This window comes from Pantoea sp. ICBG 985, from assembly GCF_002928365.1.
Lineage (GTDB): Bacteria > Pseudomonadota > Gammaproteobacteria > Enterobacterales > Enterobacteriaceae > Pantoea > Pantoea dispersa.
In genome coordinates, this window is the sequence record NZ_POWM01000001.1 from 424,988 (window position 1) to 451,090 (window position 26,103).

At 62.5% G+C, this 26,103-nt stretch carries 23 protein-coding genes; 17 read left to right on the forward strand and 6 right to left on the reverse strand.

What is annotated here, in order from left to right:
• Positions 1 to 7 precede the first annotated feature (7 nt).
• From C1Y42_RS02135 to C1Y42_RS02160, 6 genes are read left to right on the forward strand one after another with little or no spacing between them, the layout of a single operon-like run.
• Complete coding sequence (locus C1Y42_RS02135; protein ID WP_021508449.1) at positions 8 to 886, forward strand: amino acid ABC transporter permease; 879 nt, start codon at positions 8 to 10, stop codon at positions 884 to 886.
• Positions 887 to 899: 13 nt separating this feature from the next.
• Positions 900 to 1,664 carry an amino acid ABC transporter ATP-binding protein gene (locus C1Y42_RS02140; protein WP_021508448.1) on the forward strand — a complete coding sequence of 255 codons (765 nt, stop codon included), beginning with the start codon at positions 900 to 902 and terminating at the stop codon, positions 1,662 to 1,664.
• Positions 1,665 to 1,682: 18 nt separating this feature from the next.
• Positions 1,683 to 2,504 (forward strand): ABC transporter substrate-binding protein, encoded by an 822-nt coding sequence (locus C1Y42_RS02145; RefSeq protein ID WP_104092733.1) that lies wholly within the window; start codon positions 1,683 to 1,685, stop codon positions 2,502 to 2,504.
• Between the two features lie 11 nt (positions 2,505 to 2,515).
• Entirely contained in the window at positions 2,516 to 3,361 is an 846-nt protein-coding gene (locus tag C1Y42_RS02150; RefSeq protein WP_021508446.1) for a polysaccharide deacetylase, read from the forward strand.
• Positions 3,354 to 4,241, forward strand: coding sequence for a polysaccharide deacetylase (locus C1Y42_RS02155; protein WP_059011155.1), 888 nt, complete (start codon positions 3,354 to 3,356; stop codon positions 4,239 to 4,241). The genes C1Y42_RS02150 and C1Y42_RS02155 overlap by 8 nt, the downstream gene beginning before the upstream one ends.
• The gene (locus tag C1Y42_RS02160; RefSeq protein WP_059011153.1) at positions 4,225 to 5,586 is read left to right on the forward strand and encodes an MmgE/PrpD family protein; all 1,362 of its coding nucleotides are present in this window, start codon (positions 4,225 to 4,227) and stop codon (positions 5,584 to 5,586) included. The genes C1Y42_RS02155 and C1Y42_RS02160 overlap by 17 nt, the downstream gene beginning before the upstream one ends.
• Before the next feature lie 181 nt (positions 5,587 to 5,767).
• Here the strand turns inward: C1Y42_RS02160 and C1Y42_RS02165 are convergent, their stop codons facing one another.
• Positions 5,768 to 6,853, reverse strand: coding sequence for an iron-containing alcohol dehydrogenase family protein (locus C1Y42_RS02165; protein WP_059012928.1), 1,086 nt, complete (start codon positions 6,851 to 6,853; stop codon positions 5,768 to 5,770).
• A gap of 128 nt (positions 6,854 to 6,981) precedes the next feature.
• Between C1Y42_RS02165 and C1Y42_RS02170 the strand changes: the two genes are divergently transcribed.
• The 3 genes from C1Y42_RS02170 to ybiB all read left to right on the forward strand — a co-directional run bounded on the left by C1Y42_RS02170 (position 6,982) and on the right by ybiB (position 11,109).
• A complete protein-coding gene (locus C1Y42_RS02170) occupies positions 6,982 to 7,878 on the forward strand; it encodes a LysR family transcriptional regulator (protein WP_059012926.1) in 897 nt (298 codons plus the stop codon).
• A 54-nt stretch (positions 7,879 to 7,932) separates the two neighbouring features.
• Entirely contained in the window at positions 7,933 to 10,068 is a 2,136-nt protein-coding gene (gene dinG, locus C1Y42_RS02175) for an ATP-dependent DNA helicase DinG (RefSeq protein WP_104092734.1), read from the forward strand.
• 72 nt (positions 10,069 to 10,140) lie between these two features.
• Positions 10,141 to 11,109, forward strand: a complete 969-nt coding sequence (gene ybiB / locus C1Y42_RS02180) for a DNA-binding protein YbiB (RefSeq protein ID WP_104093014.1) — start codon at positions 10,141 to 10,143, stop codon at positions 11,107 to 11,109.
• 114 nt (positions 11,110 to 11,223) lie between these two features.
• On the opposite strand, the gene C1Y42_RS02185 is transcribed toward ybiB, so the two are convergent.
• The 3 genes from C1Y42_RS02185 to hutH (C1Y42_RS02195) form a co-directional block, all read right to left on the reverse strand.
• Positions 11,224 to 12,381: a M20 aminoacylase family protein gene (locus tag C1Y42_RS02185; RefSeq protein WP_059012921.1), complete on the reverse strand. Its 1,158-nt coding sequence runs from the start codon at positions 12,379 to 12,381 to the stop codon at positions 11,224 to 11,226.
• A gap of 468 nt (positions 12,382 to 12,849) precedes the next feature.
• On the reverse strand, positions 12,850 to 14,535 hold the full coding sequence (hutU, locus tag C1Y42_RS02190) for a urocanate hydratase (RefSeq protein ID WP_104092735.1): 1,686 nt from the start codon (positions 14,533 to 14,535) through the stop codon (positions 12,850 to 12,852).
• 10 nt (positions 14,536 to 14,545) lie between these two features.
• The gene (gene hutH / locus C1Y42_RS02195) at positions 14,546 to 16,099 is read right to left on the reverse strand and encodes a histidine ammonia-lyase (RefSeq protein WP_058757812.1); all 1,554 of its coding nucleotides are present in this window, start codon (positions 16,097 to 16,099) and stop codon (positions 14,546 to 14,548) included.
• A gap of 319 nt (positions 16,100 to 16,418) precedes the next feature.
• On the opposite strand from hutH (C1Y42_RS02195), the gene hutC reads away from it, so the two are divergent.
• The gene (hutC, locus tag C1Y42_RS02200) at positions 16,419 to 17,174 is read left to right on the forward strand and encodes a histidine utilization repressor (protein WP_021508436.1); all 756 of its coding nucleotides are present in this window, start codon (positions 16,419 to 16,421) and stop codon (positions 17,172 to 17,174) included.
• Here the strand turns inward: hutC and C1Y42_RS02205 are convergent.
• A complete protein-coding gene (locus tag C1Y42_RS02205) occupies positions 17,158 to 17,694 on the reverse strand; it encodes a HutD family protein (RefSeq protein ID WP_104092736.1) in 537 nt (178 codons plus the stop codon). The two genes, hutC and C1Y42_RS02205, sit on opposite strands and share 17 nt — an antisense overlap.
• Positions 17,691 to 19,046: a formimidoylglutamate deiminase gene (locus tag C1Y42_RS02210; RefSeq protein ID WP_104092737.1), complete on the reverse strand. Its 1,356-nt coding sequence runs from the start codon at positions 19,044 to 19,046 to the stop codon at positions 17,691 to 17,693. Before C1Y42_RS02210 ends, C1Y42_RS02205 begins: the two co-directional genes overlap by 4 nt.
• 84 nt (positions 19,047 to 19,130) lie before the next feature.
• On the opposite strand from C1Y42_RS02210, the gene hutI reads away from it, so the two are divergent.
• The 7 genes from hutI to hutH (C1Y42_RS02245) all read left to right on the forward strand — a co-directional run bounded on the left by hutI (position 19,131) and on the right by hutH (C1Y42_RS02245) (position 26,088).
• Positions 19,131 to 20,345, forward strand: coding sequence for an imidazolonepropionase (gene hutI / locus C1Y42_RS02215; RefSeq protein ID WP_104092738.1), 1,215 nt, complete (start codon positions 19,131 to 19,133; stop codon positions 20,343 to 20,345).
• A complete protein-coding gene (gene hutG, locus C1Y42_RS02220; protein ID WP_104092739.1) occupies positions 20,342 to 21,133 on the forward strand; it encodes an N-formylglutamate deformylase in 792 nt (263 codons plus the stop codon). Before hutI ends, hutG begins: the two co-directional genes overlap by 4 nt.
• Positions 21,134 to 21,481: 348 nt before the next feature.
• Positions 21,482 to 22,333: a transporter substrate-binding domain-containing protein gene (locus C1Y42_RS02225; protein WP_058769505.1), complete on the forward strand. Its 852-nt coding sequence runs from the start codon at positions 21,482 to 21,484 to the stop codon at positions 22,331 to 22,333.
• A gap of 12 nt (positions 22,334 to 22,345) precedes the next feature.
• A complete protein-coding gene (locus C1Y42_RS02230) occupies positions 22,346 to 23,065 on the forward strand; it encodes an ABC transporter permease (protein WP_031279871.1) in 720 nt (239 codons plus the stop codon).
• Positions 23,066 to 23,076: 11 nt separating this feature from the next.
• Positions 23,077 to 23,805 (forward strand): ABC transporter permease, encoded by a 729-nt coding sequence (locus C1Y42_RS02235; RefSeq protein ID WP_104092740.1) that lies wholly within the window; start codon positions 23,077 to 23,079, stop codon positions 23,803 to 23,805.
• Position 23,806: 1 nt separating this feature from the next.
• Entirely contained in the window at positions 23,807 to 24,607 is an 801-nt protein-coding gene (locus C1Y42_RS02240; protein WP_104092741.1) for an ABC transporter ATP-binding protein, read from the forward strand.
• On the forward strand, positions 24,604 to 26,088 hold the full coding sequence (gene hutH, locus C1Y42_RS02245; protein WP_104092742.1) for a histidine ammonia-lyase: 1,485 nt from the start codon (positions 24,604 to 24,606) through the stop codon (positions 26,086 to 26,088). Before C1Y42_RS02240 ends, hutH (C1Y42_RS02245) begins: the two co-directional genes overlap by 4 nt.
• Positions 26,089 to 26,103 lie beyond the last annotated feature (15 nt).

Here is a 26,103-nt window from a genome sequence, read left to right on the forward strand (position 1 = left end):
AGAGCCTATGTCACACACCACACCGGTTGAACCATCGGTCAACAATGGCCGCGTCCAGCCACATTACGATCTCGATCGCTATCAGGTGGTGCCGCGCCGCTATTATGGCCGCATCACCGCATCGGCAGTGATCCTCGTGCTGCTGGCGCTGCTGGTTAACGCCTTTGCGCACGGCAATATTGAGTGGTCGTTCGTCGGCCAGTTCTTCACCGCGCAGGCGATCCTTAACGGCGTGGTTAACACGCTGATTATGTCGGTGCTGGCGATGGCGCTGGGCATCCTGTTTGGCGTCATCACCGCCATCATGTACATGTCGCCCAATCCGGTGCTGCACTATATCGCGGTGGGCTATGCGTGGATCTTTCGCGGCACGCCGCTGATTCTGCAACTGCTGCTGTGGTTCAACCTGGCGCTGGTGTTTCCCACCATCAGCATTCCCGGTCTGTTCAGCGTGCAAACCGTCACGGTGATGACGCCGTTTCTCGCCGCGCTGCTCGGCCTGAGCATCAATCAGGGCGCGTACACCTCAGAAGTGGTGCGCGCCGGGCTGTTATCGGTGGATACCGGTCAGTATGAAGCCGCCAAAGCCATCGGCATGCCACGTTTGCAGGCGCTGCAGCGCATCATTCTGCCGCAGGCGATGCGGGTGATTCTGCCGCCGGTCGGCAATGAGTTCATCAGCATGATCAAAACCACCAGTCTGGCCAGCATGATTCAGTACTCCGAGCTGCTGTACAACGCGCAAACCATCTACTTCGCCAACGCGCGCGTGATGGAGCTGCTGTTTGTGGCGGGCATCTGGTACCTGATTATCGTGACGCTGCTGTCGTTCGGGCAGAGCCAGCTGGAACGCTACTTCTCACGCGGCCATCGTCGTCGCCAGTAACCGGGAGTGAGAGATGAGAAACATCGTGCGCGCCGTCAAGGTGAACAAATATTTCGATCAGTTCCACGCGCTGAAGGACGTCAGCCTGGAAGTGAACTACGGCGAGGTGATGTGCATTCTCGGCCCGTCGGGTTCCGGTAAGAGCACCTTTCTGCGCTGTATCAACCAGCTGGAGAAAGTGGATCAGGGTGGTATCTGGGTCGACAACGAACTGGCGGGTTATCGCATTGCCGGCAACAAGCTGCACCCGCTGAGTGACAAACAGATTGCGCGCCAGCGGCTGCAGACCGGCATGGTATTTCAGCGCTTCAACCTGTTTCCGCACAAGACCGCGCTGGAGAACATCATTGAGGGGCCGTGTCGCGTGCTGCTGCGCCCGAAACGCGAAGCCAGCGAAGAGGCGATGGCGCTGCTGGATCGCGTCGGACTGGCGCACAAAGCGCACGACTATCCGCAGTCGCTCTCCGGCGGTCAGCAGCAGCGCGTGGCGATTGCCCGCGCGCTGGCGATGAAACCCAAACTGATGCTGTTTGATGAACCGACCTCGGCGCTCGATCCGGAGATGGTCGGTGAAGTGCTGGCGGTGATGCGCCAGCTGGCAAAAGAAGGCACCACCATGCTGGTGGTGACCCACGAAATGGGCTTTGCGCGTGAGGTCGCCAACCAGGTGGTGTTTATGGATGAGGGACGCATTATTGAGCAGGGCGCACCGGAAGAGATTCTGCTGAACCCGCAAAACCCACGGATGAAAAACTTTATCAACGCGATTCTTCTTTAACGTGACCGGGGTGAATAGATGAAAAAATTGTTATTGAGTGCCATCAGTGCCGCGCTGCTGCTGCAATCCTCTGCCTGGGCGGAGATTGCCGTACCGGCCAGTATCAAAGAGAAAGGGCTGACCGTCGCCATCATGCCGAACTACCCGCCGATGGATTTTAAAGATCCGGCCACCAATCAGCTGAGCGGCGTCGATTATGAGCTGGGCCAGGCAATTGGCGAGAAGCTCGGCGTGAAGGTTAACTGGCAGGAGATCGCGTTTGAACAGATGGTCAACGCGGTGGTGACCAAACGCGTCGATCTGGTGATGTCCGGCATGACCGACACCAAAGAGCGGCAGAAGGTGGTTAACTTTATCGACTACTTCAAAACCGGCCCGCAGTTCTACACCCTGGCGGCGCGTAGCGACATCAACAGCGCCACCGATCTGTGCGGCAAAAAAGTAGGTACCAGCCGCCGCACCACCTTCCCGCAGGAGATTGCGACCTGGTCAAAAGCGCACTGCGAAGCGGCCGGTAAACCCACGATTATCGTGGTGGGCGCGGAAGGCACCGCCGATGCGCGCACGCAGCTGCGTCAGCGTCGTCTGGATGGCGCGGTACAGGGCAGCGAAACCCTGCCGTACATCATGAACCTGGAAAAAGGCACCTTTAAGCCGCTGGATAAAGCCTTCTCCTTCCAGTACACCGGCATGGCGCTGGGTAAAGATGCCGGTGAGCTGACCACGGCGATTCAGGCAGCTATCAATGCCATGATTGCCGATGGCAGCTACCAGAAAATCCTCAGCAAATGGGGCCTGAGCGACAACGGCATTGCCGAAGCCACGGTAAATCAGGGCTAAGGAGCGGGCGTATGCAACAACCGGGCGCAGTGCGCTGGCCGCAGGGCAAGCGTGGCTGTATGGCGCTGGCGTTTGATCTTGATGGTCCCACTGGCGATGCCATGCTCAATGGCAGCCTGTGGTCAACACCAGAGTATTTCACCTTTGGCGCCTACGGGCCGTTTCGCGCGCTCGGTCGGCTGCTGGATCTGCTGCGCGCCTTCCAACTGCCGGCCACGTTTTTTGTGCCGGCGTGGGTGGTGGAGCAGTGGCCGCGGCAGTGCCAGGCGATTATCGAACAGGGCCACGAAGTGGCCTATCACGGTTATCGCCACGAATCGTTCTGGGCGATTACGCCAGATGAACAGCGCGCCGTGATGGCGCGCTCTGCCGCCATCTTTCAGCAACATCTTGGTATCCGCGCCTGCGGTTTTCGTACTCCTTCCGGCGACTGGCACGCCGAAACGCCGCAGATTCTGCGGGAAGCCGGGGTGATTTACTCCAGCAGCATGCGCGGTGACGATCGGCCGTACAGCATTGCCGTCGCCGGGCATACGCCGCTGGTGGAGATTCCCGGCAAATGGGAGATGGATGATTACGCCTCGCTGGCCTACACGCGCCAGCCGGATTTTCCACAGGGCGGCGACCGCATCGCCAGCTATGCGCACACCGGTGACAACTGGCAGCGCGAATTTGACGGCGCGATGGCCGAAGGACTGTGCCTGACCACGCTGTTCCACCCGAAAATTTCCGGGCAGCCTGGCCGTTTGCTGTTGCTGGAGCAGCTGTTTGCCCACATGACGGCGCGCGACGATGTGTGGTTTGCGCGCTGTGATGCGGTGGCCGCGTGGTATTTGCAGGAGCAGCAACATGACTGAACATTCACGCTGGCCGTTGGGCAAACAATCGGCGGCCATCATTACCATCGACTATCACGATATTCACGGCATCCTGACACAGGCGCCTGCGGTCGCCGGGCGCGATAAAACCCTGTCGGTGTGGCGCTATGGCACGCTGCGCGGCGTTGATCGCCTGCTGGATCTGCTGGCGGAGAAACAGCTGCTGGCCAGCTGGTGCTTGCCGGCCATCGTCGCCGAAGAGCAGCCGCAGGTGCTGCAGCGTATTGTCGCCGCCGGGCATGAGATCGCCTGCAGCGGTGAGCGACACGAAGACTTCTCGGCGCTGACGCTGGCGCAGCAGATTACCAGCGTAACGCGCGGCTGCGAGCGGCTGGCGCAGCTGACCGGCCAGCCGATTGCCGGGTTTCGCACGCCGGCCGGCCAGTGGAAACCGGGCCTTGCTGCGGCGCTGGCAACGCACGGCATCCGCTGGTCCTCCAGCTGGCGCGGTGATGATTTACCCTATTTTCACCCCGGCACCCGGCTGGTGGAGCTGCCCATGCACTACACGCTGGAGGATGCGCCCTATTTTGCCTTCAACCTCAGTCCGGCGATTCCGCCCGGACAGTCGCGCATCGCGCCCTATGGCGAAACGCTGGCTAACCTGACGCAGGATTTCCACGGTTTTCACCGTTTCGGCCTGTGCTACCTGCTGCGGCTGCACCCGGAAATTATCGGCACCGCCGGACGCATTGGCCTGCTGCGTCAGCTGCTGGAGACGCTGCAGCAGCATGACGTGTGGATCGCTACTGCCGGCCAGGTGGCCGCGCACTGGCAGACGCAGCCGGATAACGATGCCGATCATCCGGCAGAGGTATTTGCCCGGGTCAGCGGAGGTGAACATGAACACCACGCTTGATCGGCTGGCGGATTTCATCGCGACCACCCGCTTTGCCCAGCTGCCGGAACCGCTGGTAGCGCAGGCGAAGCGCCATCTGCTGGATACGCTCGGCGCGGCGCTGGCGGGCTGTGACAGCCCGATCTGGTGCGAATGCCGGGCGCTGGTGGCCGAAGAGGGCGGCAGCGCCGTGGCGCAACTGTGGGGGTGCGCACAGCAAGCTTCCCCGCGCCAGGCGGCGTGGCTCAACGGCGTGGCGGCGCACATGTATGAACTGGACGACACCGGCGGCTGCGATCACTCCGGTGCCGTGGTGTTACCGGCGCTGCTGGCGGCACTGCCGCTGGCGACGCAGCCGGTCGACGGCCGGGAGTTTCTCACCGCGATGGTCGTGGGTTATGACATCGGCCGTCGCGTGCTGGAAGCCTGCGGGGGGTATGCGGCGCACAACGGTGCGGGCTGGCACTCGACTGCCAGCTGTGGCGTTTTTGGCGCGGCTGCCGCCGTCAGTTGTTTGCTGCGGCTGCCGGCCGCGCAGTGTGCCTCGGCGCTGGGCATCGCTGCCAGCTTCAGTGGTGGCCTGTGGGGCTTTATTCATGATGGCTCGCACACCAAAAAGCTGCACGCGGCGCGCGCGGCGGAAGGGGGCGTACAGGCGGCGCTGCTGGCACAGCGCGGCATCAGCGGACCGGCCGCGGTATTTGAGGCGCGCTGGGGCGGCTTTCTGCAAACCCTGGCCGGTGAAACGCAACAGCCCGCCGCGCTCACGGCCCAACTGGGCGAGGTGTGGAAACTGGCGCGCTGTTCCATCAAGCCGTACGCCGCCTGTCGCGGTACGCATGCGGCGATCGATGCGCTGGGTCTGCTGCTTGAGCTGCATGCGGTGGCGACCGGGGACATCGCGCGCATTGTGGTCGGGCTCAATCCCTTCCTGCTGGAGATGTGCGGCACGCGTGAACTCACCAGCCTCGCCGCCGCGCAAATGAGTCTGCCGTATGCGCTGACGGCGCGTGCGCTGTTCGGCTCTGCGGAGCTGGCGAGTTATGACGACAGCCGTCGCCTGAGTGCGGAAGCTGCCGCGCTGATGGCGCGTATTGAGCTGGAGATTGACCACCAGCAGGGGCGCGATGATGAGCCGTGGGTCCGGCTGGAAACGGTGCAGGGCCAGCAGTGGCAGCAGCACGTCGCGGTGCCATCCGGATCGCCGGCGAATCCGCTGAGCGACGCGGCGCTGCACGCCAAATACCGCAGCCTCGCCGCGCGCGTCTTGCCGGCGGCACAGGTGCAGCAGCTGGAAACGCTGTGTCTGACGCTGGATAACGTGGCGGATGTGCGGCAAGTCGCGGCGTTGCTGGCGACCCGGTAAAAGTGGGGTGCCAGCCATGGCGTAATGCCGATCGGTCAAGCCAGCGCGACCTGATGATGACGGTGCGCATAAATGCGCACCCTACAAAAACGCGCGCTGGCCCGTAGGGTCGCCGTTTACGGTGACCTGGGGTTTGCCGTTTACGGTGACCTGGGATTTACCACATCCATTGCGACCGCAATCAAACCCGTTCCGCCAGCCCTTCAATCCGCGCCATCGCCGCCCGCAACCGCGCTTCGTTGACCGGTTCGGCCATGTTGGCCATATCCGGCGCGTGGACAGACTCACGTATAATCAACGCCAGCTCGCTCTCATCCAGCGCGGCAATCTCGGCCAGCGTCAACGGTACGCCGCAGTCGCGCGCCAGGCGCATCTCATCCACCAGCTCTTCGTCGCTGCGATCCTCCAGCGCCAGCAGGCACAAATTGCCGTAACCCACCAGCAGGCCGTGACCAAACTCGCGCGTTTTGTCGCAGAAGGTGAAACCTTCGTAAATGGCATGCGCAGCGGCGGCGTGGGCGCCATTGCTCATCAGCGAGGTCAGACCGGCCCAGGTAAAAATCGCGTCCAGCACCTGCTCGAGCGAGGTGCCGCTCTCACCGCGCAGCACCGCTGCGTAAGCCGCCGGACCGTGCTCTGCGATCACCTCATAGCAGATCTGGCTGTGCGCCAGCGATGATAGCGCATTGCCGGTGCGCGCCGGATGGCGCGTGCTTACCGCGCGGAACTCATACCATTTAGCCAGCGTATCGCCGAGGCCCGCGGCCAGCCAGCGGGCAGGGGCGGCTGCCAGCAACTCACTGTCGATGATCACCGCCGCCGGCGCCTGTGGCAGCGGGAAAATATCAAAGAAGTTGCCGTTATCGTCGTAGCGAATGGTCAGCGGGGTCACCGCAGCGCAGGTGGCGGCAATCGTCGGGACGGTTATCACCGGCAGCCCGAGCTGCGCACCCACCGCTTTAACCGTGTCCAGCGCCTTGCCGCCGCCCGCACCGATCAGCACTTCTGCCTGTTGTTCAACCGCTAACGCCGCCAGCCGTTCGATATGGTTAAGCGAGGTTTCGCCACCAAACCACACCGGTGCCAGCAGCGTGACGCCAGCGGCGTCGAGTTGGGTCTTCACCTGCGTCGCCACCGCCTGCATCGCGCGCTGGCCGCCAATCAGCAGTGCGCGCTGGCCCAGCCCGGCGCAGATGGCCCCCAGCTGGTTAATCACACCCGCACCACGCAGCACGCGCGCCGGGAACAGCAAATTTTGTTGCGACATAGCGAAAGCTCTCTTTTTGAGGGAATGGCTGCATCATCGCCAAAGCGGCTTGCAGAAAAAATCCCTGTCAGCTGATAATCACTTCAGCGATTCGTTAACTATTGTCAGCAATCCCTGAAGGAAGTGCGGTGCCAACCTTACCCAATCTGAAACTGCTGCAGGTGTTCGCCAGCGTGGTGGAAAACCAGGGCTATTCGCGTGCGCAGCAGGCGCTGAACATGACCACGCCGGCCATCAGCGCCTACATGAGTGAACTGGAAAGCCAGCTGGGCTTTATTCTGTGCCAGCGCGGCCGCGCGGGGTTTGCGCTGACCAGCAAAGGCGAACAGTTCTATGCCTACACCCGGGAAATGCTGGCGACCCTGAGCGGCTGGCAGTCGCAGGTGGAGACGCTGAAAAGCGCGCAGGGCGGCACATTTGCGCTCGGCGTGGTCGACGCCACCGTCACCGACAGCACGCTGGATCTGCCGGCGGTTATCGCCCGTTTTAACCAGCGCTTTCCGGCGGTGTTTCTCACCCTCAGCGTGTGCGAGCCCAACGAACTGCAGCAGCAGGTGCTGGAAGATCGGCTCGACCTGGCCATCGGACACTTTCCGCTGCGCGCCAGCAATCTGGTGACGCTGCCGCTGTACGAGGAGCAGCAGTGGCTGTACTGCAGTCCGCAACATGCGCTGGCGCAGGGCGATGCGGATGTGCGTCGCGTGCAGCAGACCGGTATGGTAACGCGGCGCTACTGGAACCAGCAGGAGCTGAACAAGCGCGGTTTCCGCCACAGCACCGCCTCGGTGGAGAGCATTGAAGCGCAGCTGATGCTGATTCTCTCCGGGCGCTATATTGGCTTTTTGCCCGAGCATTACGCGCGCAGTCGCGAGCAGCAGGGCCAGTTGCTGCGCCTGCTGCCCCACCATTTTCACTTTCGCGCGCCGTTTTCGTTCGCCTTCCGGCGCGGCCGCGCGCGCGAGCCGCTGATCCGCGCGATGCGGGAAATTCTGAATCCAGCGCGAAAAACTGAGCGCGAAAGCTGACGCTGTGGCAATACTGTGTAAAAATACAGGCCGGTTTAACCAACAGTATTCACTATGGCCCTGACAGCAGCGATAAAAAGCCAGATTGCGCAATGGTATAAGGCGCTGCAGCAGCAGGTTCCTGACTTTATCCCGCGCGCGCCGCAGCGCCAGATGATCGCCGAAGTGGCGAAGAGTCTGGCCGGTGACGAGGGTCGCCATCTGGCCATTGAGGCGCCCACCGGCGTCGGCAAAACCTTGTCCTACCTGATTCCCGGCATTGCGGTCAGCCGCGCCGAAGAGAAACGTTTAGTCATCAGCACCGCCAACGTGGCGCTGCAGGATCAGATCTTCAGCAAAGATCTGCCGCTATTAAAGAAAATTATTCCTGACCTCACCTTCACCGCGGCTTTTGGTCGCGGACGCTATGTCTGTCCGCGCAACCTGACCGCGCTGGCAGCCACGGACGATCAGCAGGGCGATCTGCTGCTGTATCTCGACGAACAGGCGGTGACCGGTTCGAAAGAGGAGCAGAAATTCTGCGCGCGGCTGGAGAAAGACCTCAGCAGCTATAAGTGGGATGGCCTGCGCGATCACAGCGACATGGCGATTGACGACAGCCTGTGGCAGCGCCTCTCCACTGATAAAGCAAACTGCCTGGCACACCACTGCCGCTGGTATCGCGAATGCCCGTTCTTTGTGGCGCGACGCGAAATCGAGCAGGCCGATGTGGTGGTGGCGAACCATGCGCTGGTGATGGCGGCGATGGAGAATGAGTCGGTGCTGCCGCCGGCCAAACACCTGATGCTGGTGCTGGATGAAGGGCACCATCTGCCGGAAGTGGCGCGGGATGCGCTGGAGATGAGCGCGGAGATCACGCCGGGCTGGAGCAGCCTGCAGCTCGATCTGTTTGTGCGGCTGGTGGAGACCATCATGGCGCAGTTCCGGCCGAAATCCCCGCCGCCGCTGAGCAATCCCGAACGTCTGAAAGGACACTGTGATGAGATGCGCGAGCAGCTGCAGACGCTGTGCAACGCGCTCAATCCTCTGCTGCCGCGCGACAATCAGCCAGGCGAGTTTCGCTTTGTGCTCGGTGAGCTGCCGCCAGAACTGCTGACCCTGTGCGCGCTGCTGTTTAAGCTGAGTGATGCGCTGCGTGGCCTGAGCGAAGGGCTGCTCAACGAGCTGGGCGAACAGACCGGCAAGGCCGATATCATGCGGCTGCACAAAGCCATCCTGCAGCTCAATCGCCACTTCGGCTGGTTTGAATCCATCAGCAAACTGTGGCGGCTGGCGGCGATGGAAAAAGCGTCCAACGCGCCGGTGTCGAAATGGGTGACGCGTGAAATTCGTGACGGCCAGGCGCATCTGCTGTTTCACTGCGCCGGGATTCGCGTCAGCGACCAGCTGGAAAAGCTGCTGTGGCGCAAAATCCCGCACGTGGTGGTGACCTCGGCTACGCTGCGTTCGCTAAACAGCTTTAATCGCCTGCAGGAGATGTCCGGCCTGAACCAAAAGGCCGGCGACCGCTTTGTGGCGCTCGATTCGCCGTTTAACCATGTCGACCAGGGTAAGCTGGTGATTCCGCAGATGCGCTATGAGCCGCTGCTGGCCAATGAAGCGGAGCACATTGCTGAGATGGCGCGCTTCTTCCGCCAGCAAATGCAGGCGCAGCAGCACAAAGGCGTGCTGGTGCTTTTTGCCAGCGGGCGCGCGATGCAGCAGTTTGTCAGCCTGGTGCCGGAGCTGCGCCTGACGATGCTGGTGCAGGGCGATCAGCCGCGCTCGCGGCTGGTGGAATTACACCGGCAACGGGTGACGGCCGGGCAGAGCAGCATTCTGGTTGGCCTGCAATCCTTTGCCGAAGGGCTCGATTTGAAAGGCGATCTGCTATCGCAGGTGCACATCCATAAAATCGCTTTTCCGCCGGTGGACAGTCCGGTAATTTTGACCGAAGGGGAGTGGCTCAAGAGCCTCAAACGCTATCCGTTTGAAGTACAAAGCTTACCCAGCGCATCGTTTACGCTGATCCAGCAGGTCGGGCGTCTGATCCGCAGCCATCAGTGTTTTGGTGAAATCGTCATTTACGATCGCCGGCTGCTGAGCAAAACCTACGGCAGCCGCCTGCTGGCCGCGCTGCCGGTGTTTCCGATTGAACAACCGCCGGTGCCGGAAGCGGACAAACCGGCGAAGCGCAGCAAGAAATCCTGAGTATGCGGCAACAGCCGGATGCACGATTGTTGGCCGCCGGGTGACGGCGCGCCCTGGAAGCGGGAAAGTATGATGGAACTGAATAAGATCATTAAAGAGATTGGCCGCGGCAAGAATCACGCACGCGATATCGACTTTGACACTGCCGTGGCGCTTTACAGCGCGATGCTGGCGGACGAGGTGCCGGATCTCGAACTGGGTGGCGTGCTGATTGCGCTGCGCATCAAAGGCGAAGGGGAAGCAGAGATGCGCGGCTTCTACCACGCGATGCAGCAGCGCATGATGCGGCTGCAGGCCCCGGCACAGCGTCCGATGCCCATCGTCATCCCCAGCTATAACGGCGCGCGTCGCCAGGGCAACCTGACGCCGCTGCTGGCGCTGCTGCTGGTGAAGCTCGGTTTTCCGGTGTTGCTGCACGGCGTCAGCGACGACCCAACCCGCGTGACCAGCGAAGCGGTGCTGGCGGCGCTGGATATTGCGCCAGTGACCAGCGCGCAACAGGCGCAGGCGAAACTCGACGCTGGCGAGCTGGCGTTCATCACCATCGATAATTTATGTGCGCCAATGGCTAAACAGCTGGCGCTGCGCTGGCGCATGGGCGTGCGCAACAGCGCGCACACGCTGGCCAAGCTGGCGACGCCGTTTGCCGAACGCGCCGCGCTGCGGCTGGCGAGCGTGTCGCATCCGGAATATGTGCCGCGCGTGGGGAAATTCTTCCAGGATATCGATGCACCGGCCATTCTGCTGAACGGCACTGAAGGTGAGGTCTATGCCAATCCGCAGCGCTGCCCGGCGATTAATTATATTCGCGGTGCTGGCGCAGAAGCGGAAGTGTGGGTCGAGCGGCAGCCGGAGGTCGCGCTGGCGTTAGCAGAGAGCAAAAGCGCCCAGGATACCGCAGCGTGGATTCGTCAGGTGCTGGCCGGTGAACGCGCGGTGCCGCAGGCGCTGCGCCTGCAGCTGGCGTGCTGTCTGGTGGCGACCGGCGAAGCCGCAACAATGGCCGATGCCGAAACGCGGTTACAGCAGGCGGGGATTTAACCGGGCTGCCCGGCTGGCCATGCACGAAAAACCTGGGCGGTGACGGCGGTCACCGCAGCGGTTGCGCAGGGGGTGCACGCCTGCGCAGCTGAAATGGCTTGCTGAGCAGCGCCATCAGCGTTTAATCAGTACGCTCTCCACCAGTTGCTGCCAGAAGGTAATACCAATCGGCAGCAGCGCATCGTTGAAATCATAGTTGGCATTGTGCAGCGGGGCTGAAGGCGTGGCACCGTCAGCGCCGAGCCAGAAATAGGCGCCGGGACAGGCTTCCAGCATGCAGGCGAAATCTTCAGACGCCATCGACGGGTTAACCTGCCAGTGCACCTGCTGTTCACCCAGCAGCTGGCATGCCACGTCACGCACCTGCTCCGCCGGGGCGACATGGTTGGCGGTAACCGGATAGCCGGGATACCAGTGAATCTCGCCGCTGACGCCAAACGGGCGCGGCAGCGTGGTGACAAAATCTTCAATCAGACCGCGTACGCGATTGCGCACGTCGGTCTGCAGACATCGCACCGTACCGCGCAGCGTGATCTGCTCCGGAATGACGTTAATGGCCTCGCCACCGTGAATCTGGGTGACGCTGACCACCGCCGACGCCAGCGGTGACAGGCGGCGCGACGGGATGGTTTGCAGCGCCAGAATCAGCTCGGCGGCGACCACCATCGGGTCGGCACCGCTTTCCGGCATCGCCGCATGGCAGCTTTTGCCGTACAGCGTAATCTCAAACGAATCCAGCGATGCCATCATCGCGCCCGGATTTACCGCCAGCGATCCCACCGGCAATCCCGGCCAGTTGTGCATCGCGTACACGGCATCCATCGGGAAGCGCTGAAACAGACCTTCCTCCACCATTTTGCGCGCACCACCAAGATTCTCTTCGGCCGGCTGAAACAGGAAATGTACCGTACCTTTGAAATTGCGCGTGGCGGCCAGCTGACAGGCTGCGGCCAGCAGTATCGCGGTGTGGCCATCGTGACCGCAGGCGTGCATCACGCCAGGCCGGCTCGATTTCCACTGCGGCTCGCCTTTTTCGGTGATCGGCAGGGCATCCATATCGGCGCGCAGCCCGATGACCGGACCGGGACCGTTTTCCAGCGTGCCGATCACGCCGGTGCCGGCGAGGCCGCGAAACACCTGCAGTCCGGCATCGGTCAGCACCTGGGCTACCAGCTCGCTGGTCTGCTGCTCCTGGTAACCCAGTTCAGGGTGTTGATGTAACTGACGACGCCAGGTGAGGGCGTTTTCCAGCAGGACAGCAGGCAGGCTCATAAGGTAAGGCTCCATCAGCAGCGTCAGCTGCGCAATCTCCGACGCGGGAAGTTAAGTGTCCACTGTAGTGGTAAGCGTGGGGGGCGTCTATCGTGGAAAGGAATAATTTGGCTATAGGCTATAGCGGATTGGCATAAGGGCATGGGGGGCAAGGTCGGCATGAATGCCGACCCTACAGGGCGCGATAGGATACCGCCGTGCTGGTGCTGCACGCGGTCGGCATGAATGCCGACCCTACAGAGCGCGATAGGATACCGCCATGCTGGTGCTGCACGCGGTCGGCATAAATGCCGACCCTACAGGACTCGATGGGATGCTGCCGTGCTGGCGCTGCACGCGGTCGGCATCAATGCCGACCTTGTACAGTGCAACCTTTGCGAACAGTGTTAAGGCTTAACAGACCGCACATTGCGGCATTGCCCAGCCGGGGTAACTTCCCGTAGGGTGCGCATTGATGCGCACCTGGAACTACTTCAGCATCGGCAAATTGAGACCGTGCTGCTCTGCGCAGGACTGCGCCAGCTCGTAGCCCGCATCGGCATGACGCATCACGCCGGTGGCCGGGTCGTTCCACAGTACGCGACCAAGGCGCGCATCCGCTTCAGCCGTACCGTCACAGACGATCACCACCCCGGAATGCTGCGAGAAGCCCATACCGACGCCGCCGCCGTGGTGCAGGCTCACCCAGGTGGCTCCGCCGGCGGTGTTCAGCAGCGCGTTCAGCAGCGGCCAGTCTGACACCGCATCCGAGCCATCCTTCATCGCCTCGGTTTCACGGTTAGGTGACGCCACCGAGCCGCAGTCGAGGTGGTCACGACCAATCACGATCGGCGCTTTCAGCTCGCCGTTGCGCACCATCTCATTGAATGCCAGCGCCGCTTTATGACGCTCGCCCAGCCCCAGCCAGCAAATACGCGCCGGCAGGCCCTGGAAGGCGATGCGCTCCTGCGCCATATCCAGCCAGCGGTGCAGGTTTTTGTGTTCCGGGAACAGCTCTTTCAGTTTGGCGTCGGTTTTATAGATATCTTCCGCATCGCCCGAGAGCGCCACCCAGCGGAATGGGCCTTTACCCTCGCAGAACAGCGGACGAATATACGCCGGCACGAAGCCCGGGAAGTCAAAGGCATTTTTCACCCCTTCATCCAGCGCTACCTGACGAATGTTGTTGCCGTAATCCACGGTCGGCACACCCATGTGGTGGAAGTCGAGCATCGCCTGTACGTGCTGCGCCATGGAAGCGCGTGCCGCTTTCTCTACCGCTTTCGGATTGCTGACGCGCTCGGCTTCCCAGCGCGCCACGTCCCAGCCCACCGGCAGATAGCCGTTGATCGGGTCGTGCGCGGAGGTCTGATCGGTCACGATGTCAGGCTTCATGCCGCCCGCTTTCGCGCGCTGCACCAGTTCCGGGACCAGCTCGGCCGCGTTGCCCAGCAGGCCCACGGAGATCGCCTGGCCGGCTTCGGTGGCATCTTTGATCAGCGCCAGCGCCTCATCCAGGCTGTAGGCTTTATGGTCGAGGTAGCGGGTGCGCAGACGGAAATCGATGCGCGACTCCTGGCACTCAATCGCCAGCACGCAGGCACCGGCCAGCACGCCCGCCAGCGGCTGCGCGCCGCCCATGCCGCCCAGACCGGCGGTGAGGATCCAGCGGCCCGTCAGGTCACTGTTGTAGTGCTGGCGACCGGCTTCAGCGAAGGTTTCAAAGGTACCCTGCACGATGCCCTGCGCGCCGATATAGATCCATGAACCAGCGGTCATCTGGCCATACATCATCAGCCCGGCCTTATCCAGTTCGTGGAAGTGATCCCATGTCGCCCAGTGCGGCACCAGGTTGGAGTTGGCCAGCAGTACGCGCGGCGCATCGGCATGGGTGCGGAACACACCGACCGGCTTGCCGGACTGAATCAGCAGCGTCTCTTCCGGCTGCAGCGCGCGCAGCGAGCGCAGAATCTGTTCAAAGCACGCCCAGTTGCGCGCGGCTTTGCCGATTCCGCCGTACACCACCAGATCCTCCGGGCGTTCGGCCACGTCAGGATCGAGGTTGTTCTGAATCATGCGGTATGCCGCTTCAATCAGCCAGTTGGCGCAGTGCAGTTCATTACCGCGCGGCGCACGGATTTCACGGGCAACAGCCTGAGTCAAAGTTTCGCTCATCATCGGTTCCTTAATTAGCAGTAGAACGCTGGCTTGGCAGCAGCGCAGTAAGGGTTTCAGGCCAGACGTAACTGCTGGCCCACAGGCGCATGGCATCAATGTCCGGCGCCAGTAAACGGTCCTGATCGAGGAAGGCGACCTGCGCACGAATGCGGCTCATCTCCTGTTCGATCGCGGCAGAGCTTTGCAGCGGGCGGTGGAAGTCGATGCCCTGCGCCGCCGCCATCGCTTCAATGCCGACCACGGCAGCGGTGTTGAAGCACATTTCGCCCAGACGGCGTGCCGCGTAGGTGGCCATCGATACGTGATCTTCCTGATTGGCTGAAGTCGGCAGGCTGTCAACGCTGCCCGGATGCGCCAGCGATTTGTTCTCCGAGGCCAGCGCGGCAGCGGTGACCTGCGCAATCATAAAGCCCGAGTTCACGCCGCCGTCGCGCACCAGAAAGGGCGGCAGACCGGAAAGGCCGGTGTCGAGCAGCAGCGCCAGACGGCGTTCGGAAATCGCGCCGACTTCCGCAATCGCCAGCGCGATGATGTCGGCGGCAAAGGCCACCGGCTCGGCGTGGAAGTTACCGCCGGAGATCACGTCGCCGCTGTCGCTGAAGACCAGCGGGTTGTCAGAAGCGGCGTTGGCTTCAATCTGCAGCACGCGCGCGGCGTGGCTGAGGTTATCGAGACAGGCGCCCATCACCTGCGGTACGCAGCGGATCGAGTAGGGATCCTGCACGCGTCCGCAGTTGCTGTGCGAACTGAGAATTTCGCTGCCTTCGAGCAGCGTCGCCACTGCAGCGGCGACGGCAATCTGCCCGTGCTGGCCGCGCGCCTGATGGATGCGCGCATCAAACGGTTTAACCGAGCCTTTAATTGCTTCCAGCGACAGCGCGCCGGCCATCAGCCCGGCGGCAAACAGATTTTCGGCTTCAAACAGCCCACGCAGCGCCAGCGCGGTAGAGACCTGGGTGCCGTTGAGCAACGCCAGCCCCTCTTTTGGTCCCAGCACAATCGGCTGCAGGCCGACGCGGGCCAGGCCTTCGCTGGCGGGCACCAGCTGGCCGTCAATGCGCACCTGGCCTTCACCAAGCAGCATCAGGGAGAGGTGCGCCAGCGGCGCCAGATCGCCGGACGCGCCAACCGATCCCTTCGCCGGGATGCACGGCATCACGCCAGCGTTGAACAGCGCCAGCAGCGCGTCAATCAGTTCCATGCGGATGCCCGAGTGGCCGCGTGCCAGGCTGATGATTTTGCTGGCGACCACCAGGCGAGTGACGTTGTCCGGCAGCAGATCGCCGAGGCCGACGCTGTGTGACAGCACCAGGTTGCGCTGCAGTTCCGCCAGGCGTTCGGCGGGGATCTGCGTCTGCGCCAGCTTGCCGAAGCCGGTGTTGATGCCGTACACCACTTTGCCCGAGGCGACGATGGCCTCGACGGTTTCACGTGCGCGGTCAATATCCGCCCGCGCTTCCTCTGCCAGCTGCAGCGTCACCTTTTCCTGATAAATACGGCGTAAGGTGGCGAGGTCCACTTCACCGGGAACGAGGCGAATTGCCTGAACCGAACCTGACATAGTCTACTCCTGTCTATACAAGTGATCTGCCACGTTGTGGCGGAGCGCAAGATGCGATGGCATCCGCCAGAGGCGCTATAAGTGTTGTGAGTGAAGCATAAGTGTCTAATCTTGTCTATACAAGTAGCAAGCGCTGTGCCAGATTGATCGTATTCTGTGAAACGTGCCGCAATGCGGGCGCGGCAACCTTCAGCCTGGTACGCTGCACCAAAATCGGGCGGCGGTTGCACCACGCGGGCAGGCTTTGCACCATTGGATGTATATACATTTAGGCGGCGAGACAGTAAACTTCACATATCATTCGGAAAAGGAACAGGAAATGGCGGAGCAAACGGCAATCGCACAGCTGGCGGCAGCGATGGGGGATGAACCCGCGCCCATTTACCAGCGCGTTAAGCAGGCAATCGTCAGCCAGATCCGCGAAGGTCACTGGAAAGCCAACCAGCGGGTGCCGTCAGAGAGCGAGCTGGTCAATGAACTGGGCGTCAGCCGCATGACCATCAACCGCGCGCTGCGGGAGCTCACCAGCGAAGGGTTTCTGGTGCGCATGCAGGGCGTCGGGACCTTTGTCGCGGAGATGAAGGGCTACACCGCAATGCTGGAAGTGCATAACATCGCCGATGAAATTGCCCAGCGCGGCCATACGCACAGCTGCAAAATTCTCTCGATAGGTCAGATGAAGGCCGATCCGGAACAGGCGGCGGTGCTGGGACTCTCCACCGGCCAGACGCTGTATCATTCGCTGATCGTGCACTATGAAAATGAGCTGCCGGTGCAGCTGGAAGATCGTCTGGTCAATCCGCTGGTCGCGCCTGACTACCTCAGCCAGGATTACCACAGCCTGACGCCGTACACCTATCTGATGCGCGTCGCCCCGCTGACCGCCGGTGAGCATATCGTTGAAGCGGTACTGCCGGATTTGCGCCAGCGTAAGCATCTGGCGCTGGACGAGCACGAGCCGTGCCTGCTTATCCGTCGCCAGACGTGGAGCGACAACAAAATCGTCACCTATGCGCGCCTGCTCTATCCAGGCTCACGCTACAAATTGCTGGGCCGCTTCAGGGGACACGGCTAAGCGCGATAAACAGCAGGCTGGCCTCTGCCGTTTGCGGCACCAGCTGCTGCTCCTGCAGCCACCACATTCCCTGCTGCGCCTGCAGTGTCTCGCCCGCACTGCTGCGCCATGTACCGGCCAGCACATACGCCACGCCATGCAGGCTGCTGACCGCCAGCTGCTCCACGCTTACCGCCGCGCGCCATGCGTCGCGCCGCGTCATGATATTGAAGTCCTGACAGCTGCCGCTGACCTGCGCCTCTATCGCCCATTCGCCGGGAAAGGCCCACGGCTGATGGGGCAGTAACGTCTGTTCGGCCTGTTCACAGCGCAGCAGCACGCTATCGCCATGCAGCAAAGTGATCACCCGATCGACACCGGGGAAGGGCGAGAATGGCCCGTCGGCGTCGATGGTGGCGATGCTGGCGCGCCACTCGAACTGCGCTGCGCCCGGCGGATAGCTGATAATTTCGCGCGTCTCCCCGCCGCCGTTGCGCCAGCGGCTGACCGGCAGCTGCGCGTAGTCAAAGCGCGCGATCATTGCAGCGCCCGCATTGCCCGGGCGAAGCCAGCGGCGGCCGCTTCTTCCGCCACGTGGTGGCCCTGCTGAATCACCGCCTGTCCGGCAACAAACACGTCTCGAATTTGCTGGCTGCTGCCGGCAAACAGCCAGCGATTGATCAGCGCGGCGGAGCTGACGCTGGCCAGCAACGCATCCTCCTCCAGCACCAGCCAGTCGGCGCGTTTGCCCACCGCCAGCTCACCGCTGGCAATGCCACAGGCCTGCGCGCCGCCCTGCGCCGCCTGCTGCCACAGCAGATCGCCGACCGAGGGTTGATCGGTTAGCGTGATGCGGTTGCGGCGACGATCGCGCAGCCGCTGGCCATACTCCAGCCAGCGCAGCTCCTCCAGCGCACTGAGCGAAACGTGGCTGTCAGAGCCAATGCCCCAGCGTCCGCCGCGCCCGATGTACTCCACCGCCGGGAAGATGCCGTCGCCGAGATTGGCCTCGGTGGTGGGACACAGACCGGCAATCGCGCCGCTGTCCGCCATGAGCGCAATCTCCTGCTGCTCGAGATGGGTGGCGTGAATCAGGCACCAGCGCGCATCGACGGCAAAGCGGTTATACAGCCACGCCACCGGCCGTTCGCCGCTCCATGCCAGACTGTCATTAACCTCTTTTTCCTGCTCGGCAACGTGAATGTGCACCGGCAGATGCGCAGCGCTGGCGGCCAGCACCTCATGCATCTGGGCTTCGCTCACCGCGCGCAGCGAGTGGAAGCACAGGCCGTGGTTGATCAGCGGCTGCTGCGCGCTCCACTGCGCGACGCGCTGCTGCTGTTGCAGATAGGCATCGGTGTGCTGAATGAAGCGTCGCTGACCGTCGCTGGCCGGTTGCGCACCGAAGCCGCTGTAGCTGTACAGCACCGGCAGCAGCGTCTGGCCGATACCGGCGGTGTGCGCTGCCTGCATCAGCTGTTGCAGCATCGCATCGTCGGCATACGGCTGGCCGTGCGGATCGTGATGCAGATAGTGAAATTCCGCCACCTGGCTGTAGCCGCCCTTTAGCATATCAATGTAGAGATGGGTGGCGATGGCACCGACCTGCTCAGGCGACAGGCGCTGCACCATGCGGTACATCAGATCGCGCCACGTCCAGAAGCTGTCCTGCGGATCGCCTGCCACTTCCGCCAGCCCGGCCATGGCGCGCTGGAAGGCATGGGAATGCAGGTTGGCCATCGCTGGAATCACCGGGCCGGCCAGGCGCACGGCGTCACCGGGCGTACTGTCGGCGGTAAGGGCGCAAATAAATCCCTGATCGTCGGTTGCGATCAGCACGTTTTCCTGCCAGCCGTCGGCCAGCCGTGCGCGTGGGGCAAAATAAACTGCCATGGTTGATCCTCAATGGCGGAAAGTTGTATATACATATACATACTTTGAGGCGCAGTGTAAATCGCCAGACAAAAGGGGAGTGGGATGGCAAGTAAACAGATCGACAGCCTGTGGCTGGGGGCCGATGTGGTCACCATGCGTGACGGTCGCTATAACCTGATTGAGGATGGCGCCGTGGCGGTGGATAACGGCGAGCTGGTGTGGGTCGGCCCGCGCAGTGCCTTACCGGACTTTGCCCCGCGCCGGCAGCAGCAGTTTGACGGCGGCATCATCACGCCCGGTCTGGTGGATTGCCACACGCATCTGGTGTTTGGCGGCGATCGCAGCCAGGAGTTCGAACAGCGGCTCAACGGCGTGAGCTACGCGGAGATCGCCGCGCAGGGCGGCGGCATCCTGTCGACGGTGCGCGCCACGCGCGCGGCCAGTCAGCAGCAGCTGGTGGCGTCAGCGCGCTGGCGGCTCGATCGCCTGCTGGCCGAAGGCGTGACCACGGTGGAGATTAAATCCGGCTACGGGCTGGACGAGGAGAGCGAGCTCACTCTGCTGCGCGCTATCCGCGAGCTGGCGCAGTCGGTGCCTGCCGATGTGCAGGCCACCTGCCTGGCAGCGCACGGCTTCCCGCCAGAGTTCAGGGATAACCCGCAGGGCTGGATCGATATTATCTGTCAGCGCCTGTTGCCGCGGGTGAAAGCGGAGGGGCTGGCAGATGCGGTCGACGCGTTTTGCGAACACCTGGCGCTGTCACCGCAGCAGGTGAGCGCGGTATTTGATGCCGCCAAAGCGCTCGGCCTGCCGGTGAAGCTGCACGCTGAACAGCTGTCGGCACTCGGCGGTGCCGCACTGGCGGCGCGCTATGGTGCGCTCTCTGCCGATCACCTCGAGTATGCCACCGAACAGGATGCCCGCGCGATGGCGGAGCATGGCACGGTGGCAGTACTGCTGCCCGGAGCGTTCTACCTGCTGCGCGAGACGCAGCGTCCGCCGGTCGAACTGTTCCGCCAGCACGGCGTGCCGATGGCGCTGGCCAGCGATGCCAATCCGGGCACGTCACCGGCGCTGTCGCTGCGGCTGATGCTGAACATGGGCTGTACGCTGTTTGGCCTGACGCCGGAGGAAGCGCTGGCCGGCGTCACGCTGTGGGGCGCGAAGGCGCTTGGCCTGCAGGCCACGCACGGCTCGCTGGAGCCAGGCAAAGTAGCCAATTTTGTCCACTGGCCGCTGGCTCGCCCGGCTGAGCTGGTTTACTGGCTGGGCGGCGAACTGCCGTGCCAGGTTATCTATCGTGGAGAAGCGCAATGACCCCTTTTCATTTCACCGCCGGTAAGCTGCCGCTGCTGGTCAGTATTCCGCATGCCGGTACCCAACTGACGCCGGAGGTTGACGCCGGGCTGAGCGAGGCCGCGCGCGGCCTGCCGGATACCGACTGGCATATTCCGCTGCTGTACGACTTTGTGCGCGACCTCGGTGCCAGCGTGCTAATCGGTCACTACTCGCGCTTCGTGATCGATCTCAACCGTCCGCCGGACAACCAGCCGCTGTACAGCACGGCCACCACCGGGCTCTATCCGGAGACGCTGTTTGATGGCACGCCGACCTTCAAACCCGGCATGACGCCGGACAGCGCGGCGCGCCAGCGCTATCTCGAGACTATCTGGCAGCCCTATCATCAGCAGATTCAGCAGGAGCTGGCGCGGTTAAAAGCCGAACATGGCTATGCGCTGCTGTTTGATGCGCACTCCATCGCTTCGGTGATTCCGCGCCTGTTCGACGGCCAGCTGCCGGACCTGAACATCGGCACCAACGATGGCGCCAGCTGTTCGGCGGCCAGCATCGCGGCGATTGAGCAGGTGTGCGCCGCGCAAAGCGACTACAGCTGGGTGGTGAATGGACGCTTCAAAGGCGGCTACATCACGCGCGCTTACGGCCAGCCAGCGCAGGGCGTGCAGGCGGTGCAGCTGGAGCTGGCGCAGCTGAATTACATGGATGAGGCGCCGCCGTTTGCCTGGCAGCAGGATCGCGCCACGCGGTTGCAGCAAGTGCTGAAGCCGCTGCTGCAGGCGTTTCTGCAGGCGGGGAAAGCCGTTTAATTGATGCGGGTCGCCATCACGGTGACCCCGTTTCTCATGTGGCGGATGTACAACCGCTGCCTCACTCCCCAATCCTGTGCAACCCCTGCTCTGAAAGTGTGCACGACGCGGTCCGCCTGACGCCGATCCCCTCCGTTTACCGTCTTTGCCGATCTGGCACAGCCCTTGCTAGCTTGTATGTACAAGTAAAGACCGCGCGGCAATGATGACTATTTATTCTGGCTGGCTCACAAAAAGCTTATGCCGACAATGATCTGCCGCAAGCTAACTTGTATATACATGAAATGTCATTTGCGCTGTATCAGCCAACAGAGACAGCCAGATTTGTTAACCACCAGGAGAAGACGTATGACACACCGTGCCCCGTTTCGCCGTTTTTGCCTTACCACGCTGTTTGCCAGCCTGATGCTGGCCGGCGTGGCTGCCGAGGCTAAAGAGTGGAAATCCATCACCATCGCCACTGAAGGCAGCTATGAGCCGTGGAACCTGACGCTGCCGGGCGGCAAGCTGGGCGGCTTCGAACCTGAACTGATGGAAGATCTGTGCAAGCGCATGAGTATTCAGTGCAAGCTGGTGGTGCAGAACTGGGACGGGATGATTGCCGGACTGAACGCCGGGAAATATGACGTCATCATGGATGCGATTGTGATTACGCCGGACCGGAAAAAAGTGGTCAACTTCACCACGCCGTACGCGTCAACGCCGGCGACCTTCATCACCAGCAAAGATAACCCGCTGCTGCCGGCCGATAAGAACATCATCAAACTGCACGACGACGAGGCTGCCATCAATGCGGCCATCGCCCCGCTGAAGGCGGCGCTCAAGGGCAAAACCATCGGTATTGCGTCCGGCACCGTGTATACGCCATTTATCGATAAATACTTCAAAGATGTGGCCGACGTGCGCGAATACACCGCTTCGGCGGATGCGATTCTCGATCTGCAGGCGGGCCGCATTGATGCGGTGTTTGATGACGTGACCTTCGCGCAGTCGATGCTGGCGCGTAAAGAGAACAGCAACCTGACGTTCAGCGGCCCGCAGCTGGGCGGTCCGATCTGGGGGGAAGGCGAAGCGATGGGCGTGCGCATGGCTGATAACGACCTGAAGGCCAAACTCGATGCCGCCATTCACGCTGCGCTGGCGGACGGCACGGTGAAAAAGCTGAGCGAGAAGTGGTTTAAAACTGACGTAACGCCGTAAGTGAGGTGAAAGATGATGAGCCTGCTGAGTTTTGGTGCAGATGGCTGGGGTCGCCTGATTCTGAGCGCCGCCGGTACCACGCTGCTGCTGTCGCTGGCGGCGCTGATGATTGGCGCCGTGGTCGGTTCCGGCGTGGCGGCGGCGAAACTCTCGCACCAGCGCTGGCTGCGCTGGCTGGGTGAAAGCTATTCGGTGGTGTTTCGCGGCATCCCGGAACTGCTGGTGATCTACCTGTTCTACTTCGGTGGATCGGGGTTGATCACGCTGGTCGGCCAGCTGTTTGGTGCAGACGGCTTTATTGAAGCGCCGCCGTTCCTGATTGGCGCGCTGGCTATCGGGCTCATCTCCGGATCCTATCAGGGTGAAGTGTATCGCGCTGCGCGCCTGGCGCTGGCCAAGGGCGAAGTCGAAGCGGCGGTAGCCATCGGGATGCCGCGCTGGCGTATCGCCCAGCGCATCCTCGTCCCGCAGATTGTGCGCTACGCGCTGCCGGGGATGTCCAACGTCTGGCAGATGAGCCTGAAAGATTCGGCGCTGGTGTCAGTGACCGGCATCGTCGAGCTGATGCGCGCCAGCCAGGTGGCGGCCGGTTCAACGCGCGATTACTTCACCTTTTACCTGATTGGCGGTGGCTGCTATCTGCTGCTGACACTGCTGTCGAACCATGCGTTTCGCCGCGCGGAATCGCGCCTCGGCCGCGCATGGCAAAGTCGCACTGCGGCACAGCACTAAGGAGCAGCAGTATGATCGACTTCGCTTTTCTTGCCGATACCTTTCTTAAGCTGAGCGCGGCGCTGCCGGTGACGCTCGGGCTGTTTATCAGCGCCTTTATCTGCGGCGGGCTGCTGGCGCTGGGCATTCTGGCGCTGCGCATGAGCCGCTGGCGGCTGCTGAGCGGTTTTGCCCGCGGCTACATTCTGGTGTTTCGCGGCTCGCCGCTGCTGATTCAGCTGTTTCTCATCTACTACGGCCTTGGCCAGTTTGGCGTGATTCGCCACAGCTTCGTCTGGCCGTTTCTGCGCGAGCCGTTTATCTGCGCGGTGCTGGCGCTGTCGCTGTGTACCGCCGCTTACACCGCTGAGATCCTGCGCGGTGCGCTGCTGGCGGTGCCGGCAGGTCAGGTCGAAGCCGGGCTGGCCTGCGGCATGTCGCGCTGGCTGCTGCTGCGCCGCATCATCGCGCCGATCATGCTGCGCTATGCGCTGCCGGCGTACTCCACCGAGGCGATTCTGCTGGTGAAATCCACCGCGCTCGCCAGCCTGGTCACGGTGTGGGATGTCACCGGCGTGGCGCAGCAGATCATCCAGCGTACCTATCGCACCATGGAGGTGTTTGTCTGCGCTGCGGCCATCTACCTGATTCTCAACTTTATTATCGTCCAGCTGTACGCGCTGTTAGAGCGCCGTCTGACCCCGGTGCACCGCGCTGAAAAAAAGCCGCTGCCCGCCGTTAAACCGCTTGCCGGAGAGTAATATGCATTCCACTTCACCAGTCACCTTATCCGCCACTGATATCCATAAATCCTTTGGCGCTATGGAGGTGCTCAAGGGCATCTCGCTGCAGGCGCATCAGGGCGATGTTATTTCAATTCTCGGTGCCAGCGGCTCGGGCAAAAGTACCTTGCTGCGCTGCATCAATCTGCTGGAGACGCCGGATGCCGGCGTGGTGAGCGTCGGCGGCGAAACCATTGAAATGAAGCGCCACGCGCGCGGCCATCAGCTGGCGGCGAATCCTAAGCAGATTGAACGCCTGCGTTCGCGGCTGGGCATGGTGTTTCAAAGCTTCAATCTGTGGTCGCACATGACGGTGCTGCAGAACGTGATTGAAGGTCCGCACTATGTGCTGAAGCGCGATAAAAAGAGTTGTATCGCCCAGGCAGAGCAGTTGCTGGATCGCGTCGGGCTGCTTAACCGCAAGGATTTTTATCCGGCGCAGCTCTCCGGCGGCCAGCAGCAGCGCGTGGCGATTGCCCGCGCGCTGGCGATGGATCCGGAGGTGATGCTGTTTGATGAGCCAACCTCGGCGCTCGACCCGGAACTGGTCGGCGAGGTGCTCAAAGTGATGCGCAGCCTGGCGGAAGAGGGGCGCACCATGCTGGTGGTGACGCACGAGATGGGCTTCGCGCGCAACGTCTCTAATCGCGTGGTGTTTATGCATCAGGGCAACATTGATTGCGAGGGCACGCCAGAAGCGATGTTTAGCGCCAGCGGTTCATCGCGCTTTAAGCAGTTTATCTCCAGCCATCAGAGCCATCACGCGGAGCAGCCAGTATGACCGTCGTCTGGGGCGATGCGCCGCTGACCTGGCAGGCGCTGGTACAGGTAGCGCGACATAACGCCGAACTGACGCTGAGCGCCGCCGCCTGGCAGCGCATTGCGCGCGGTCGCGAGATCGTCGAACAGATCGTTGCCAGCGGCCAGATTGCCTATGGCATCAACACCGGGCTGGGGGCGCTGTGTAACATCACGCTGCCGGAAGACCAGCTCAGCCAGCTGTCACGCAATACGTTGCTGAGCCACGCCTGCGGCGTCGGTCCGCTGCTGACGCGCGAGCAGACGCGCGCCATTCTGTGTGCGGCCCTCGCCAACTACAGCCACGGCAAATCCGGCGTTTCGGTGGCGCTGGTGCAGCATCTGCTGGCGCTGCTCAATCAGCAGATCACGCCGCAGGTGCCGTCGCAGGGTTCGGTCGGTTATCTCACCCACATGGCGCATATCGGGCTGGCGCTGATTGGCGTGGGCGACGTTGAGTACCAGCAACAGGTGATGCCGGCGGAGCAGGCGCTGCGGCTGGCCGGTTTACAGCCGTATCGCCCCGGTGCCAAAGAGGGACTGAGCCTGGTCAACGGTACGCCGTGCATGACCGGGCTGAGCTGTCTGGCGCTGGACGATGCGGCGCGGCTGCTGGACTGCGCGGATGTCACCGGCGCGATGAGCTTCGAAGCGCTGCGCGGTCAGCTGGCGGCGTTTGATGCCGAGGTGATTGCGCTGAAAGCCAGCCCCGGCATGCAGCACAGCGGTCAGCGTCTGCGTGCGCTGCTGAGCGACAGCCCGCTGCTGGCGGCGAGCTGCGGCATACGCACCCAGGATGCGCTCAGCCTGCGTTCGATGCCGCAGGTGCACGGTGCCAGCCGCGATCAGTTCGCCCACGTAGCGCGTCAGGTTGAGATCGAGCTGAATGCCTGCACCGATAATCCGCTGGTGCTGGGCACGCCGGATAACTGGCGCGTGGTGTCGCAGGCCAATCCGCACGGTGAATCGGTCGCCATGGCGGCCGATCTGCTGGCAATTGCCATGGCGGAGATCGGCAGTATTGCCGAACGCCGGCTGGACCGGCTGGTCAATCCGCTGGTCAGCGGGCTGCCGCCGTTTCTGGTGGCGCAGCCGGGCGTCAACTCCGGCATGATGATCGCGCAATACGTGGCGGCTTCCCTGTGCGCGGAGAATCGTCAGCTGGCGCAGCCGGCGGTGCTGGACAATTACGTCACCTCGGGACTGCAGGAGGATCACCTCAGCCTCGGTACCGGCGCGGCGCTCAAGCTGCTCAGACTGCTGAATAACCTCTGGCAGGTGCTGGCGATTGAGTACCTGCTGGCGGCGCAGGCGCTGGATTTTCACGGTGAGGCGCAGCTGGCCAGCGGCACGGGCCGGGCGCTACGCGCGCTGCGCGCTGAGGTTGCTACCTGGCAGGAGGATCGCTGGCTGGCACCGGAGATAGCCCGGGCGGTGAAGGTGTTACAGACGCTGGCCTGCTAGCGGCGCAATGTGTCG

Coding starts and splice junctions, on each gene's coding strand:
- C1Y42_RS02135 (WP_021508449.1), top strand. CDS start 8: ATGTCACACACCACACCGGTTGAACCATCGGTCAACAATGGCCGCGTC.
- C1Y42_RS02140 (WP_021508448.1), top strand. CDS start 900: ATGAGAAACATCGTGCGCGCCGTCAAGGTGAACAAATATTTCGATCAG.
- C1Y42_RS02145 (WP_104092733.1), top strand. CDS start 1,683: ATGAAAAAATTGTTATTGAGTGCCATCAGTGCCGCGCTGCTGCTGCAA.
- C1Y42_RS02150 (WP_021508446.1), top strand. CDS start 2,516: ATGCAACAACCGGGCGCAGTGCGCTGGCCGCAGGGCAAGCGTGGCTGT.
- C1Y42_RS02155 (WP_059011155.1), top strand. CDS start 3,354: ATGACTGAACATTCACGCTGGCCGTTGGGCAAACAATCGGCGGCCATC.
- C1Y42_RS02160 (WP_059011153.1), top strand. CDS start 4,225: ATGAACACCACGCTTGATCGGCTGGCGGATTTCATCGCGACCACCCGC.
- C1Y42_RS02165 (WP_059012928.1), bottom strand. CDS start 6,853: ATGTCGCAACAAAATTTGCTGTTCCCGGCGCGCGTGCTGCGTGGTGCG.
- dinG (WP_104092734.1), top strand. CDS start 7,933: ATGGCCCTGACAGCAGCGATAAAAAGCCAGATTGCGCAATGGTATAAG.
- ybiB (WP_104093014.1), top strand. CDS start 10,141: ATGGAACTGAATAAGATCATTAAAGAGATTGGCCGCGGCAAGAATCAC.
- C1Y42_RS02185 (WP_059012921.1), bottom strand. CDS start 12,381: ATGAGCCTGCCTGCTGTCCTGCTGGAAAACGCCCTCACCTGGCGTCGT.
- hutU (WP_104092735.1), bottom strand. CDS start 14,535: ATGAGCGAAACTTTGACTCAGGCTGTTGCCCGTGAAATCCGTGCGCCG.
- hutH (WP_058757812.1), bottom strand. CDS start 16,099: ATGTCAGGTTCGGTTCAGGCAATTCGCCTCGTTCCCGGTGAAGTGGAC.
- hutC (WP_021508436.1), top strand. CDS start 16,419: ATGGCGGAGCAAACGGCAATCGCACAGCTGGCGGCAGCGATGGGGGAT.
- C1Y42_RS02205 (WP_104092736.1), bottom strand. CDS start 17,694: ATGATCGCGCGCTTTGACTACGCGCAGCTGCCGGTCAGCCGCTGGCGC.
- C1Y42_RS02210 (WP_104092737.1), bottom strand. CDS start 19,046: ATGGCAGTTTATTTTGCCCCACGCGCACGGCTGGCCGACGGCTGGCAG.
- hutI (WP_104092738.1), top strand. CDS start 19,131: ATGGCAAGTAAACAGATCGACAGCCTGTGGCTGGGGGCCGATGTGGTC.
- hutG (WP_104092739.1), top strand. CDS start 20,342: ATGACCCCTTTTCATTTCACCGCCGGTAAGCTGCCGCTGCTGGTCAGT.
- C1Y42_RS02225 (WP_058769505.1), top strand. CDS start 21,482: ATGACACACCGTGCCCCGTTTCGCCGTTTTTGCCTTACCACGCTGTTT.
- C1Y42_RS02230 (WP_031279871.1), top strand. CDS start 22,346: ATGATGAGCCTGCTGAGTTTTGGTGCAGATGGCTGGGGTCGCCTGATT.
- C1Y42_RS02235 (WP_104092740.1), top strand. CDS start 23,077: ATGATCGACTTCGCTTTTCTTGCCGATACCTTTCTTAAGCTGAGCGCG.
- C1Y42_RS02240 (WP_104092741.1), top strand. CDS start 23,807: ATGCATTCCACTTCACCAGTCACCTTATCCGCCACTGATATCCATAAA.
- hutH (WP_104092742.1), top strand. CDS start 24,604: ATGACCGTCGTCTGGGGCGATGCGCCGCTGACCTGGCAGGCGCTGGTA.